The sequence below is a fragment of the Streptomyces sp. NPDC005820 genome (genome assembly GCF_040630255.1).
Classification (GTDB): Bacteria; Actinomycetota; Actinomycetes; order Streptomycetales; family Streptomycetaceae; genus Streptomyces.
In genome coordinates this window covers 1-14299 of the sequence record NZ_JBEXXE010000010.1, presented here as the reverse complement: position 1 = coordinate 14299, position 14299 = coordinate 1, and the positions used below count along the sequence as shown (strand labels likewise).

General features: G+C 71.3%; 12 protein-coding genes and 1 tRNA gene. 7 read left to right on the top strand and 6 right to left on the bottom strand.

Going from position 1 to position 14299, the window contains the following annotated elements:
• Positions 1-46: 46 nt before the first annotated feature.
• Positions 47-865, bottom strand: a complete 819-nt coding sequence (locus ABZ464_RS14025) for a hypothetical protein (RefSeq protein ID WP_359275660.1) — start codon at positions 863-865, stop codon at positions 47-49.
• Between the two features lie 252 nt (positions 866-1117).
• Here ABZ464_RS14025 and ABZ464_RS14020 point away from each other — a divergent pair, with 252 nt between their 5' ends.
• From ABZ464_RS14020 to ABZ464_RS14010, 3 genes are all read left to right on the top strand, one after another.
• A complete protein-coding gene (locus ABZ464_RS14020) occupies positions 1118-1573 on the top strand; it encodes an ATP-binding protein (RefSeq protein WP_359275657.1) in 456 nt (151 codons plus the stop codon).
• A gap of 111 nt (positions 1574-1684) precedes the next feature.
• Entirely contained in the window at positions 1685-2617 is a 933-nt protein-coding gene (locus tag ABZ464_RS14015) for an intradiol ring-cleavage dioxygenase (RefSeq protein WP_359275654.1), read from the top strand.
• Positions 2618-2626: 9 nt separating this feature from the next.
• Positions 2627-3454, top strand: coding sequence for a triphosphoribosyl-dephospho-CoA synthase (locus ABZ464_RS14010; protein WP_359275651.1), 828 nt, complete (start codon positions 2627-2629; stop codon positions 3452-3454).
• 138 nt (positions 3455-3592) lie between these two features.
• Here the strand turns inward: ABZ464_RS14010 and ABZ464_RS14005 are convergent, their stop codons facing one another.
• Positions 3593-5056, bottom strand: a complete 1464-nt coding sequence (locus tag ABZ464_RS14005; RefSeq protein ID WP_359275648.1) for an aminopeptidase P family protein — start codon at positions 5054-5056, stop codon at positions 3593-3595.
• 81 nt (positions 5057-5137) lie between these two features.
• A complete protein-coding gene (locus tag ABZ464_RS14000) occupies positions 5138-6655 on the bottom strand; it encodes a PP2C family protein-serine/threonine phosphatase (protein WP_359275646.1) in 1518 nt (505 codons plus the stop codon).
• Positions 6656-7169: 514 nt separating this feature from the next.
• On the opposite strand from ABZ464_RS14000, the gene ABZ464_RS13995 reads away from it, so the two are divergent.
• A complete protein-coding gene (locus ABZ464_RS13995; RefSeq protein ID WP_359275643.1) occupies positions 7170-7835 on the top strand; it encodes a bifunctional DNA primase/polymerase in 666 nt (221 codons plus the stop codon).
• Between the two features lie 56 nt (positions 7836-7891).
• Positions 7892-8494 (top strand): hypothetical protein, encoded by a 603-nt coding sequence (locus tag ABZ464_RS13990; RefSeq protein ID WP_359275640.1) that lies wholly within the window; start codon positions 7892-7894, stop codon positions 8492-8494.
• A 279-nt stretch (positions 8495-8773) separates the two neighbouring features.
• On the opposite strand, the gene ABZ464_RS13985 is transcribed toward ABZ464_RS13990, so the two are convergent.
• The 3 genes from ABZ464_RS13985 to ABZ464_RS13975 form a co-directional block, all read right to left on the bottom strand.
• On the bottom strand, positions 8774-9739 hold the full coding sequence (locus tag ABZ464_RS13985; protein ID WP_359275637.1) for a DUF5926 family protein: 966 nt from the start codon (positions 9737-9739) through the stop codon (positions 8774-8776).
• Positions 9740-9885: 146 nt separating this feature from the next.
• Positions 9886-10524, bottom strand: coding sequence for an ATP-binding protein (locus tag ABZ464_RS13980; protein ID WP_359275634.1), 639 nt, complete (start codon positions 10522-10524; stop codon positions 9886-9888).
• A gap of 188 nt (positions 10525-10712) precedes the next feature.
• Entirely contained in the window at positions 10713-11549 is an 837-nt protein-coding gene (locus tag ABZ464_RS13975; RefSeq protein ID WP_359275631.1) for a glycerophosphodiester phosphodiesterase, read from the bottom strand.
• A 256-nt stretch (positions 11550-11805) separates the two neighbouring features.
• On the opposite strand from ABZ464_RS13975, the gene ABZ464_RS13970 reads away from it, so the two are divergent.
• Together ABZ464_RS13970 and ABZ464_RS13965 are read left to right on the top strand one after the other, a co-directional pair.
• The gene (locus tag ABZ464_RS13970; protein WP_359275629.1) at positions 11806-13410 is read left to right on the top strand and encodes a trypsin-like peptidase domain-containing protein; all 1605 of its coding nucleotides are present in this window, start codon (positions 11806-11808) and stop codon (positions 13408-13410) included.
• A gap of 100 nt (positions 13411-13510) precedes the next feature.
• Positions 13511-13597 (top strand) — tRNA-Ser (locus ABZ464_RS13965).
• Positions 13598-14299: the final 702 nt, after the last annotated feature.

The window sequence follows — 14299 nt, the reverse complement described above, 5'->3', positions numbered from 1 at the left end:
ACAGCGGCCACCCTCCATGGAGCGTCGGAGTGCTGGTCGTGTCGCGTCAGGCAGCGAGGACGAGGACGGACCCGGTCGGCGGGCCGCGTCTGATCACCGTGTGCTGGAGTGCGGTGGTGCGGGGCCGCGGGGGCGGGAGAAGGGCGGTGCGCGGGAGGCGCGGGCCCGTGCCCGGTGCGGCCGGCAGCCCCGCGAGCAGGGCGCGCACCAGCGCGAGCGCCCCGCGCAGGGACCGTACCAGCGCCCCCTCGGCGACTCCGTGCGCCGACAGCTCGATCAGCCGCCGCACGGCCGAGTCGCCGCGCCGCAGCAGCCAGCCCGCGGCGAGGGCCGCGAGGAGATGGGCGAGCACCATGGGCAGCGACGGCAGCAGGGACATGCCCGAGCCTGCCGCCGTGGACAGGGCGTCCGCGGGGTGGGCCATGGACCCCATCCCGCTCATGCCGGCCATGTCCGTGCCGTCGGTGGCGTCGTAGAGCCGCGCGTCGACGAGGATCTTCTGGGCCTGGGCCGGGCTGATCGCCGCCGCCGTCGCCCCGCACACCAGCCGGGCCGCCCGCGCGACGAGCGCGGCGTCGGACGCCGACAGCGCGCCGGTGGTCGTGGCGGCGGTGTGCTGCCCCAGCCCGAACAGGGTGTGCAGCACGGTCTGTCCGACCGCGAGCAGCGCCACCACGCCCGGCAGCGAGCGCTCGCGCCCGGCGAGCGGCACCACGACGGCGAGGGCGCCCAGGAAACCCGCGCCGAGCGTCCACAGCGGAACCGTGGCGCAGGAGGCCATGGTGTGCCCGGCCGCGGCCAGCACGACACAGACCGCGGTGAACACCGCGGCCCGCAGCAGGCGGACCTCGTGGGGGACAGTCATGGCGGCCTCATCATCGCACTGGGCTTACGACCGCCATACGGCAGGTCTGCAAGATGAGGTACGGCTCCCTGTGATCCGGAAGATCACCTTCTGGGGGACTGGTACGACTGGTGCCTCCTGCGTCCCACATACACCGATTCCTGTCATCCGTGCATCCCCCATATGGGCGGCATCACGCGGAATTCGCGCTTACATACGCGCCCGGGCGGCAATACGTATCGGTATGTCGAGCCGCGGCCAGGAGGCTGGAGCATGAGCATCTGGTGGTCACTCCATCTGCGGCGCGAAGCCGCGAGCGTTCCGCTCGCCCGCCGTCTGCTGCTCGGCACGATGGAGACGGCGGGAGTCGATCCCGACGTGAGCTATGACCTCTCGGTCGCGCTGAGCGAGGCCTGCGCCAACGCCGTCGAGCACGGCGGCGAGTACGCGCGCGGCGGCCCTTCGGAGGCGTACCGCGTCACCGCGTATCTGGACGGCGAGAAGTGCCGGATCGAGGTGGCCGACTCCGGCCCCGGCTTCACCGGCGACCGCCCCGCACCCGCGCCGGCGCGCATGAGCGCGGACGCGGAAGAGGGCAGGGGCCTCTTCCTCATCCAGGAGCTCGCCGACCACGTCCACATCGGCAACACCCCGGGGCGCGGCGGAGCGGTGGTCAGCTTCGACAAGATCCTGAAGTGGCGCAAGGACGCCCCGCTGATGGCCGTATGACGCCCCCTCAGGCCCCCTGGGCGGCATGCGGCTTAAGGTTCCTCAGCACTCACAGGTTCCTCTCAGCGTTCTTCCAGCCCGCTGATGGACTGCGTTCCTAATTTCCTGGTCATGACGGGAAACCACAAAGACACCAGCATCACCCGGCGCCGCGCTCTCGTGGTGACGGGTGGCACGGTCGCGGCCGGCGGACTCGCCGTCGCGGGCTACCAGTCGGCGTTCGCCGACACCACCACGGACACCGAGGCGACCGCGGACGCCACCTCGACCAGCAGTGAGTGCATGACGCTGATGAGCAGCGTCACGGAAGGGCCCTACTACCTCGACGGTGCCTTGGTGCGCAAGGACATCACCGAGGGCAAGAGCGGCGTACCGCTGACCCTGCGGCTCACGGTCGTCGACGCCACCGACGGCTGCACCCCGGTCAAGGGCGCCGCGGTCGAGATCTGGCACTGCGACGCCTGGGGCTACTACTCCGGCTACACCACCGCCAACCCCGGCGGCTCGGCCCCCGCCGAGAGCGAGGACGGCTCCACCGCCGACGACAGCACCTACCTGCGCGGTTACCAGATCGCCAACGCCAACGGGGTCGTCAAGTTCGAGACGATCTTCCCCGGCTGGTACACCCCCCGCACCTGCCACATCCACGTCAAGGTGCACACCGGCGGCGAGAAGGAGGACGGCACCTACGAGGGCGGCAAGGTCAACTACACCGGCCAGTTCTTCTTCGACGACACGATCGCCGAGGAGATCTTCACCCTCGAGCCGTACTCGAAGCACTCCGGCAGCTACACCACCCTCGACAACGACATGGTGTACGACGGCGGCGGCGCCTCCAGCGGCCTGCTGACCCTGAAGGCCGTCCACAAGAAGGACCCCTCCAAGGGCTACAAGGGCTTCCTGACGCTCGGCATCGACCCGGACGCCGAGAGCACCGGCGCCGGCAGCGGCAGCGGCGGGGGTGGCGGCACCCCGCCGAGCGACGCCCCGACCGGCACCCCGCCGAGCGACGCGCCCACCGACTCCGCCACCACGTCCTCGTAAGGCGGGGTCATGACCAGCCGTGAGGACGACGTGCTCGCGCAGGCCGCCGTGGCCGCGCTGACCGGTCAGCTGGCCCTCGCCCCCAAGCCGGGCCTGCCCGACCCCCGTGACCTGGACGCCCGTGTCACCCGCAGGGACCACTGCGGGCTGCGCTGGTCGGCCAAGGCGCTCGCACCAGGCCTTGCGGCGATGGCCGCCGCCGCCCGCCGCACCGGCGAACCCACCCCCCGGCTCCGCGCGGAGCTCGGCGCCATCGGCCGCTGCACCGAACACTCGGTGGGCCTGGCCGGCGGCGGACACCGGGGAGCTCTGTGGACGCTGGGACTGCTGGTCGCCGCGGCCGCTCTCCACCCCCGCGCGCGGGGTGCCGAGGTCGCCCAGGCCGCCAAGCGGATCGCCGCGCACCCCGACCGGGGCGCACCACGGCGGCCGTCACGCGGTTCGACGGTCTCGGCGAAGTACGGCGCGGCAGGCGCCCGGGGCGAGGCACGCGCCGGGTTTCCTCATGTACGGCGGGCACTGGACGCCCTGGCCAAGGCACGCTCCGCCGGCGCGGGCGAGGCCGAGGCACAGCTGGACGCCCTGCTCACCGTGATGTCCACCCTCCAGGACTCCGAACTCCTGTACACGGCCGGCCCCCTGGGCCTGCGCCACGTCCAGGCGGGCGCCCGCGGAGTCCTGGAGGCGGGCGGCACCCACACGGACGAGGGCCGAGAGGCCCTGACGTCTTTTGACGCAGATCTCCACGAACGGGCCTGGAGCCCAAGGGGCAGCGCAGGCCTGCTCGCAGGGGCCCTTTTCGTGGACTCCTTGCCCGACATCAGAGCAACCCCCTAGGGGCGCGCGCAGCGCGCTTCCAGGGGCGCGGGCCTGTATCGATATGCGGCTCCGCCGCGGGGCGCGACAAGCCCCCACGCACCCGCAGACCGCGACGACGGCCGGGCACCCCTCCGGTACCCGGCCATCAATTCCCCGTCAGCCCTTCAGCGACGCCATCCAGCTCTCCACCTCACCGGACCGCCGCGGCAACCCCTCCGACAGATTCCGCTGACCGGACTCCGTCACCAGGATGTCGTCCTCGATCCGCACCCCGATCCCCCGGTACTCCTCCGGCACGGTCAGATCGTCGGCCTGGAAGTACAGCCCGGGCTCGACGGTCAGCACCATCCCCGGCTCCAGCGTCCCGTCGACGTACGACTCCACACGCGCGGCGGCGCAGTCGTGGACGTCCATGCCGAGCATGTGCCCGGTGCCGTGCAGCGTCCACCGGCGCTGCAGCCCCAGCTCCAGCACCCGCTCCACCGGCCCCTCGACCAGCCCCCACTCGACGAGCCGCTCCGCGAGCACCCGCTGCGCCGCGTCGTGGAAGTCGCGGTACTTCGCCCCCGGCACGACCGCCGCGATACCGGCCTCCTGGGCCTCGTACACGGCGTCGTAGATCTTCTTCTGGATCTCGGTGAACCGGCCGTTGACCGGCAGCGTGCGCGTGACGTCCGCGGTGTAGTACGTGTGCGTCTCGACGCCCGCGTCCAGCAGGAGCAGGTCACCCGAGCGCACGGGTCCGTCGTTGCGCACCCAGTGCAGCGTGCAGGCGTGTGACCCGGCCGCGGCGATCGTGCCGTAGCCGACGTCGTTGCCCTCGACGCGCGCGCGGAGGAAGAACGTTCCCTCGATGTACCGCTCGCTGGTCGCCTCGGCCTTGTCCAGGACCCGTACGACGTCCTCGAAGCCGCGGACCGTCGAGTCGACGGCCTTCTGCAGCTCGCCGATCTCGAACGCGTCCTTGACCAGCCGCGCCTCGGAGAGGAAGACCCGCAGCTCCTCGTCGCGCTCGCCGGTGACCTTGTCGGTCAGGGCGGCCTCGATGCCGGCGTCGTACCCGCGGACGACCCGCACCGGGCCGGTGGCCTCGCGCAGGCCGCCGGCGAGCTCGCGCACATCGGCGGCGGGGATGCCGTACAGCCGCTCCGCCTCGCTCAGCGAATGCCGGCGGCCGACCCACAGCTCGCCCTGGCCGGAGAGCCAGAACTCGCCGTTCTCGCGGTCGGAGCGCGGCAGGAGGTGGATCGTCGCCTCGTGGCCCTCGCCCTTGGGCTCCAGGACCAGGACGCCGTCCTCCGTCTGGTTGCCGGTGAGGTACGCGTACTCGACGGAGGCGCGGAACGGGTAGTCCGTGTCGTTGGACCGCGTCTTCAGACCGCCCGCGGGGATCACCAGGCGCTCGCCCGGGAAGCGTGCGGAGAGCGCGGCCCGCCGGGCGGCGGTCTCGGCGGCCTGCGCGATCGGCTCCAGGTCACGCAGCTCCGTGTCGGCCCAGCCGGACTTCATGTTCTCGGCGAGCTCGTCGGACACGCCCGGGTACAGGCCGTTCTTGCGCTGCTTGACGGGCTCCTCTTCGGCAGTCTCCGGGGTCTCCGCGAGTTCCTCTGCCACGGTCATCCTCCTCGATACGGCACTGGGCCCCGTCCATCGTACGGTCGGACGTAAGGGGACCCGTAGGGGAGAGACCTCATACGGCCGCTACTCGAAGCGCGCCGCCAGCAGCACCACGTCCTCCTCGCTGTCCTGCTCGGCCGCCCCGTCCGGCAGCACCGTGCGCAGCACGTGGTCGGCGATCGCGCCTGGGTCGCCGCGCAGGGCCTTCGGCACTCCGCAGGCGGCCGCGTGCAGCCGGGCGAAGGCGCGGTCGACGGGGTCGCCGGTGCGGTGCAGCAGCCCGTCGGTGTAGAGCAGAACCGTCTCGCCGGGCTCCGGATCCAGCTCGACGCTCGGCGCCTCCCAGCAGGTCAGCATGCCCAGCGGCGCGGAGACGGAGGTCTCCACGAACTCGGTGCGCCGTTCGCCCATCAGCAGCGGCGGGCAGTGTCCGGCCCCGGCCATGGTGATCTTGCGCAGGGAGGGTTCGCAGTACGCGAACAGGGCGGTCGCGGAGCGGGCGGGCTCGGTGAGGCGCAGCAGCAGCTCCAGGTCGGACAGGACGGCGACCGGGTCCTCGCCCTCCATCACGGCGTACGCCCGCAGGGAGGCGCGCAGCCGGCCCATGGCGGCGATCGCGCTCGGCCCGGAGCCGGTGACCGACCCGACGGCGAGGCCGAGGGCCGCGTCCGGCAGCGGCAGCGCGTCGTACCAGTCGCCGCCGCCGCGCGGGCCGCTGCTGCGGCGGGCCGCGAGCTGGACGCCGGGCACCCTCGGCAGCCGGGACGGCAGCAGTTCCTCGGCCATGGTGGCCATGGACGCGCGCGTGCGCTCGACCTCGACGAGGCGGGCGAGGTGCTCGGCGGCGGTGCGGACGTACAGACCGATCAGATGGCGCTGGCGCTCGCCCGGCTCGGCGGGCTCGTCGTACAGCCAGACGGCGGCGCCGACGCGGCCCTCGGGGCCCTCGGCGACCAGGGGCAGGGCGTAGCTGGCGGCGTAGCCGAGGCGGGCGGCCACCTCGCGGTGGCGGGGGTCGAGGCCGTCCTCGGCGAACAGGTCGGGTTCGGCGATCTCGCCCTCGCCGCCGGGCAGGCCGTCGAGGATCCGGCCGTAGGAGAGGGCGCTGCGCGGCACGGTCTCGATGTGGCCGAGGTCGGCGCGGCCGAGTCCGAGGCCGATGGTGGTGTCGGGGCCGAGGCCGTTGGCCGGTTCCAGGACGACGAGACCGCGCCGGGCGCCCACGAGGGCGGCTCCGGCGCGCAGCAGTTCGGTCAGGGCCTCGTCGAGTGCGTCCGTGCGGGCCAGACGCTCGGTCAGTTCGTGCAGGGTCGTGAGGTCCGAGACCCAGCCGGCGAGCCGGTCCGTGAGCAGGGCGCCCGGGTCGGAGGGGGCCGCGGCGGCCGGTGCGGCGTCCGGGGAGGCGGGCGCGGGCGCGACAGTGTGTGCTGGCGAGGGAACCGTTGAATCGATTCCAGCCACTTTCGGAGCGTGAGGGGCGTTCATGGCGTCCGGCTCTCGGACCGGAGCGTATTGCTCAAAAGCATCGCAAACCCCCATGTCAATCTGCGCCGCTAGCAGTGTCTCCACATGTACACGCACTCGTAAGGGGATGTCCAGCATTGTCCTGCTGGGATTAGTGGTGTCCATGAGGCCTTTGGGGGGAATCGGACATGGCTCTTCCGACCCCCTTGTCGAATAACAAAAATGGCTTAAAACTGACTCGGGTTACGGTTGTTTGCGGTCGACTGGCCTTGCTCCACGGAGCGTCACAACGGTCGTGATGGGTACGTACTCGGTAAGGACCAGGGGTCGTCGGGAGCCACCCGGAACCTGGTGACCGAACCGGGCGTCATAGCCACCGACGACCGTGCCCCATCCTCCCGTGGCGGAGGCCGAGAGAAATACGGCGAGCGGCAAAACGCCAGACTTCGCCACCCCACGCCACGCCCAGCGTTTTGATGGACGCAAGTCGGCGGAGCGGCCGCGGAAGCGGCCGGAGCTCGGCCCCCAGGGGTTCCCCTTGTCGAGGACAGGGGTGTGATGCGCCAACAGGTACGCCCAGTGAACTGATCGACACATGGTGTGATGTGGCCCACGGTGTTGCCAGCGGTGCAACGGAAAGGAACGAGCGCTCATGCGCGAGATCCTCGGAAGGCGACGCAGGCTCCTGTCCCAGTCCAGCGACAAGGGGCCTGAGGTGATCGACTCGGCCCTGACCTTCGCGACGGAATGGCAGTGGCCCGTCCTCCCCGGCGTGACAGCGGACCAGCGCAGCACCTCGCGGTGCGGCTGTCCCGACCCCGAATGCGTGCTGCCCGGCGCGCATCCCTTCGACCCCGGCCTGCTCGCGGCCACCACCGACGCCCGCATGGTGCGCTGGTGGTGGACCAACCGGCCGGCCGCGCCGATCATCCTCGCGACCGGCGGGCAGGCGCCCTGCGCGGTCAGCCTTCCCGCGCTCGCCGCGTCCCGCGCGCTCGTGGCGCTGGACCGGCAGGGCATGCGGCTCGGCCCGGTGGTCGCCTCGCCCACCCGGTGGGCGATCCTCGTCCGCCCCTACTCCATGGAGCAGCTGGGCGAACTCCTGTACGCCAAGGACTTCGTCCCCGGCTCCCTGCGCTTCCACAGCGAGGGCGGCTATCTCGCCCTGCCGCCCTCCGAGACCGGCCGCGGCGACATCCGCTGGGAACGCGCCCCGCTGCCCGGCTCGGCCTCCCCCTGGGTGCCCGACGTCGAAGCCGTGGTGGACGCCGTCGTCGACGCCCTCACTCGTACGGGTGTGAGCGCGCCCGAGATGTAGGGGTGTCGGGCGCGCGCCGACCGGGGAGGTCCGGGTTCGCCCCCTATCTTCCCCTTATGAACCTTCGTCTCCTCGCCCTCGGCGGAGCCGTGGCCTGCGCGCTCGCCCTGCCCCTGGCCATGGCTTCCGCGGGGCAGGTCGGAGACGAAGGGCGTGCGCAAGGGCATCCGGAAGGGCGCTCGGCGATGGGCTTCCTGACCTCGCCCCAAGGGCGTACGGACCCGAAGGCGCCCGCCGCCCGCGCCGGCGCACTGCCCTCCCCGTCCGCTGCCGCCGCCCCGCTGCTGCTCGGCCTCGGCCTCGCCACCGCCGCCCGCTGCGGTCCCGGACTGACCTCGCCCGAGGGCGTCGAGGCGCAGACCTGTGTGCTGACCCAGGGCGAGGACACCTGGGCGCGCACCTACTACCGCAACGCCACCGGACGCGCCCTGGACGCCGTCCTGAGCCTCATGGGGCCCGCGGGGCGCACCGTACAGATGCGCTGCGCCGTGGCCGCCGAGGACGAGCCGGAGACCTGTGAGACGCCCCGTGAACGGACGCGGGGGACCCTGGACGCGTACACCGCCGTCGCCGAGTTCTCGGCGTTCGCGGGGGAGGCCGGCGAAGGGCCGCTGCTGCTGCGGTCGGGCAGCAACTCCACTGGCACTGACGGCAGTTGACGGACGAGCCGGTTCTGCCCAGGTCGGCCGGGCATGGAAAGACCCGGTTGCTGGCGACGGGGGATGCACCAGCAACCGGGCTATTGGAACGGTAACAAGAGATCGGCTCCAAGCAAATTCGATCTCTTGTTTTCATCGGGCTTTCGGACACCCGCTCATCGGCGATTTCTGGCGCCGACTCACCTTGCGCGTACGGGAGTTGTGAGCGGAGTCACGCCTTCCGCCCGCTCGGACCCGGCTGACCGACCAGTCAGCCGGAGCCTGTTCGGCGGCCGTGCCTCAGCTGAGCGTCACCTGGCGGTTGGTGAGCCCGCCGCGCGCCCGGCGCTCCTCGGGGGTCAGCGGCGCCTCCGAGGCCAGGGCCACCGCGAGCCGCTCGGCGAACTCGGCGGCGGGCTTCTCCACGTCGTCCGCCGAGACCCCGCTCGGCAGGTCCCAGACCGGCACGGTCAGGCCGTGCGCCCGGAAGGAGCCCACCAGACGCGTCCCCTCGCCGAGGCTGGAACGGCCCGCCGCGTGCAACCGCGCGAGAGCGTCCAGAAGCCGCTCCTCCGGGTGCGGCATGACCCACCGCAGATGGTTCTTGTCCGGCGTCTCGCACCAGTAGGCGGAGTCCACCCCGGTCAGCTTCACGGTCGGGATCGCCGCCGCGTTGGCCCGCTCGAGGGAGGCGGCGACGTCCTGAGCGGCGTTCTCCGGGTCCGACACCCAGAACTCGAATCCGTCGTGGACAACTGGCTCGAACACGCCTTCGGCGTCGAGCAGATCCTGCATCCGGGGACCGTCCGCCGGGGCACGGCGGGCCTGCACCGGCGTGCCCGGCTGTGCCTCGAGAGCCCGCTGGAGGGTGTCCGCCAGGTCACGGCTGATGTCACCGGACGGCGTGTCGTTCTGCAGGCCGAGCAGCACCGAGCCGTCGTCGCGGCGCAGCGCGGGCCACGCCATCGGCAGGACCGTGGCGAGCGTGACGGAGGGGACGCCCTCGGGCAGACCGTCCTTCAGCGTCAGCTGGACCGTCGCGGCCGGGACCAGCTCGCGCAGCGCCACCCAGTCGCACTCGCCCGGCAGCCCCTCGAAGGGCCGCTGCACCAGCTCGGTCACGGCATGCGCGGCGGCCCGTCCGTGACAGGCCTTGTAGCGGCGGCCGCTGCCGCAGGGGCAGGGCTCCCGGGCGCCGACGACCGGGATCTCCCCGTCCGTGAGCTGCGGCCGGCCGGCCTTCGTCTGGGGTCGCTTCTTGGCCACTGGGTGTCTCCCGGGTACGGCTCGTCTGGTACGGGCGGAGCCTAGCCGTTCGCACCCGAGACCACGGGAACCTGTGGACAACGCGGCGGTTGTGGACAACGGGTTGGTTCTTCAGGGGGTTGATCGGAGTCGGTTGGGGAGCGGTGTCAGTCCATGTCGTCGAACGCGTCGGCGAAACCCAGTCCCGGCATCGACGACACCCTGGGCGCGGCGACCCGGGAGGCGAAGTCGTCGCGGCGACAGCCGGCGTCGGGGTCGAAGGCGTCCACGTGGACGAGGACCCACACGGTGACCTCGCCGCGGGCGTCGTCCCGTACACCCCAGTCGTCGGACAGGGCCGTGATGATGTTCAGCCCCCGGCCGCCGTGCGCGGTGACGGAGGGGGTGGCCGGCGAGGGCCGGGTCGGGCCGCCACCGTCGGTCACCTCGACGACCAGCCGGCCGCCGGGATCGACCCGCCACGCGGCGCGTACATCGCCGTCCCCCGCCAGGGCGTCACCCAGGGGCCGACCGTGTTTGCACGCATTGCTCAAAAGTTCGGAAAGGATCAGTACGGCATCATCGATGACCGTTTCCGAGACCCCACCGCTGCGCAACTGATCGCGCATACGGTGTCGCGCCTCCCCCACGCCCGCAGGGCCATGGGGTACGGCCATGCTCGACGACGTGGGCACCTCCTGTGCCACCACCAACGCCACCCCCGAGACCTCCTTCGCCCCACGCCACGGTGTGGATGCCCCATTGGCCTGTACCGGAAACCGGCCAATCCACGTCCTCAGACGCATTCGCAACGATCGAACACGGAGCGAACGCGCCGGAGCACTCCCCGTGAGCGTCTGGCTGATTTTCGACGGAGTGGCCGATTTGGAGGATGCGGGAGGGTTGGCGTGGGGTCAAGGGGACGTGAGGTATCTGTGAGGTGTGAGTGACCTGTGGGACACCGGAGGCCGCCGCGGCCGGACGGTGTGACGGCTCAGCGGCCCAGTCGGTGCAGCACCGCGCGCGGGCGGTTGGTGATGATCGCGTCGATGCCCAGCTCGACACAGAGGTCCACGTCCTCCAGCTCGTTCACCGTCCAGACGTGCACCTGATGACCGGACTTCTTCAGGCGCTCGACGTAGACCGGGTGGTTGCGCACGATCCGGATCGAGGGGCCCGCGATCCCCACCCCCACGGGCAGCCGGCCGTCGCGCAGCCGGGGCGAGACGAACTGCGACAGATAGACGGTCGGCAGCGTCGGCGCCGCCGCACGCACGCGATGCAGCGAACGCGCCGAGAAGCTCATGATCCGCACCGGGGACTCGGCCGCCGACTCCGGCGCGTCCAGGCCGAACCGCTTCAGCAGGATCAGCAGCCGTTCCTCGACCTGCCCGGCCCAGCGCGTCGGATGCTTGGTCTCGATGGCCAGCTCGACCCGGCGGCCGGAGTCGGAGACCAGCTCCAGCAGCCGCTCCAGGGTCAGTACCGACGTCTCCTCGCGGTCCTCCGGCCGGACCTCCCAGTCCGGGTCCTCCACGCGCGCGTGCCAGGCCTCGCGCGCCTCCTTCGTCTTCCAGGAACCGAAGTCCAGCGCCGCGAGATCGGCGAGCTCCAGCGCGGAGACGGCACCGCGGCCGTTGGACGTACGGTTGACTCGTCGGTCGTGCACGCAGACGAGATGGCCGTCCGCGGTCAGCCGTACATCGCACTCGAGGGCGTCCGCACCGTCCTCGATCGCCTTCTTGTACGCGGCCAGGGTGTGCTCGGGGGCCTCCTCGGAGGCTCCGCGGTGGGCGACGACTTGAATGTGGTGCTGCCGTGCGTGGGTCACCGCGTCATCGTGCCACCGCAGCATCTGAGAACAGTCTGAGATGTTTCGAAGATGCGCACTTAGTGCACTAAAAGTCCCTTATAAAGATTGCCCGTGGACCCACAGCCAGCGCTTATGGTGCTCTGACGGCCCGTGGGAAAAGCTGAGCAGTACACAAGCGCACGCACAGCCACCGCCGCGCCGGGTCAACGCCAAGCGTGAACGGGCGAGACCCAGTGCGACCGACGACAACAGCCGTGGATCGAGGAGAAGAGCTGTGAGCACCGAGAACGAGGGCACGAACGAGGGCACCCCGGTACCCCCGGCGCCGTCCGCACCCCCCGTGCCGGTGGAGTCTTCCTCGGCCACCGCCCCCCAGACGCCCGCGCCGGACGCCGGCGCCACCACCCCCCTCCCGCAGACCCCGCCCGCGGCCGCTGCGGCTCCGCCGGCCCCGGCGGCTCCTGTGGGCGACTGGCCGCCGCCCGCCGCCCCGCAGCAGGCACCGACCGCTACCGAGGGCGACTGGCCCCCGCCGGCCGCACCTCAGGCCGCTCCCGCGGCCGCCCCTGCCGCCGCGGCCGACGGCTGGCAGAACCCGCCCACCACCCCGCTCTACGCCGAAGCAGGCGCCGGTACGCACGCGTACGGCGATGCCGGTGCGGCAGGAGTGACCGGTGCCGGTGCCGGTGCCGGTGGTGCGGGCGGAGCGGACGGCGTCGCCTGGGGCGCCTCCTACCAGCAGCCCGCGCCCAAGCCCGGGCGCGGCGGCCGGGGCGGACTCGTCGCCGCCGTGCTCGTCGCCGCGCTGGTCGCGGGCGGCCTGGGCGGCGGACTCGGCTACACCCTCGCCAAGAACGACGACAACACCGGTTCGACCACCGTCTCCGCCTCCACCAGCGGCGGCGACGTGAAGCGCGCCGCGGGCTCGGTCGCGGCGGTGGCCGAGGCGGCCCTGCCCTCCACGGTCACCATCGAGGCCGAGTCCAGCAACGGCGAGGGCGGCACCGGTACCGGGTTCGTCTTCGACACCCAGGGCCACATCGTCACCAACAACCACGTCGTCGCGGACGCCGTGGACGGCGGCAAGGTGACGGCCACCTTCCCGAACGGCAAGAAGTACGACGCCGAGGTCGTCGGCCACGCCCAGGGTTACGACGTCGCCGTCATCAAGCTGAAGAACGCCCCGTCGGACCTCAAGCCGCTCACCCTCGGCGACTCCGACAAGGTCGCGGTCGGCGACTCGACGATCGCCATCGGCGCCCCCTTCGGCCTCTCCAACACGGTGACCACGGGCATCATCAGCGCCAAGAACCGCCCGGTGGCCTCCTCGGACGGCAGCGGCAGCTCCTCGTCCTACATGAGCGCCCTGCAGACGGACGCGTCGATCAACCCGGGCAACTCCGGCGGCCCGCTCCTCGACGCCCAGGGCAACGTCATCGGCATCAACTCCGCGATCCAGTCCACCGGCAGCGGCGGTCTGGGCGGCACCACCCAGTCCGGTTCGATCGGCCTCGGCTTCGCCATCCCGATCAACCAGGCCAAGTACGTTGCCCAGCAGCTGATCAAGACCGGTCAGCCGGTGTACGCGAAGATCGGCGCGTCCGTCTCCCTGGAGGACTCGGGCAACGGCGCGAAGATCACCGACCAGGGGTCGGGTGGCGCCTCGGCCGTCGAATCGGGCGGCCCCGCCGCCCAGGCCGGCCTCAAGCCGGGCGACGTCATCACCAAGCTCGACGACACGGTGATCGACTCCGGCCCGACCCTCATCGGCGAGATCTGGACCCACCAGCCCGGCGACAAGGTCGCGATCACCTACGAGCGCGACGGCAAGACCCACACCGTGGACCTCACCCTCGGCTCCCGCAAGGGCGACAACTGAGCCCACGCGCGCGTACCTCCCCGGCTCAGCACCGACTGACCCACACGCGCGCGTGTCCACCCGTTACCCTTATCCCCGCGCCGCCGATCAAGCGGCGCGGGGAGACGTGCCCGAGCGGCCTAAGGGAACGGTCTTGAAAACCGTCGTGGCAGCGATGTCACCGTGGGTTCAAATCCCACCGTCTCCGCAGGTGAACGGCCCCTGACCAGGTGAAACGGTCAGGGGCCGTCGTGCTGTGCGCTGCCCTTGAATGGCCGCTGTGCCCCGTGGTTTCCCGCTGCATCGGGCACGACTGGGGCACGGTGCTCCGTGACGGTCAGGAACGGTACAAGAACACTGCTGCGGCACCTGTCAGGGCCGTGATCAGCTGCGCCAGAGCCGTGATTAGCACTGCGGCCTGGTTACCTCTGGTGCGTGGTTCGGTGATTGCCCTTGGTGTACTATTCCGGTCGTCGAAAGTTGTGTTGCGGTCAGAGTGCTGGTCCTGCGGGTTGGTCAACTGGCTCCTCCTCAATGAGTAGATACGCGAAAGCCGTAAGACGTGTCTCCGGCCAAGAGACAGCACGCCCTACGGCTATTTCGTCATGTTCGGGCGCGAGTGTAGCAGACCCCTTCCAACCCTCCTGCGAACGTGGCCTGTTGAGGTCGGCGGAGCGGCTTTGGGCTGGAGCTGCTTTGGGGCGAGTGATCATGGCCCCGTAAGCTTCCGGCGCGTCGGGCAGTCTGTGGACCTGCCCGGTAAAGCACGACGTGGGGGCCATGATCTTAGAGGCTCGCCCCAAAGTGGCTGCCTAACTGGCTGTTCTCTATCCGGCCGTGTGGTCGGTGGGGTTCGAACAGGGGCCTGGTTCGGGTGAGTTGTCCGGTGTGGAGGCATGGAAGAAGGGCC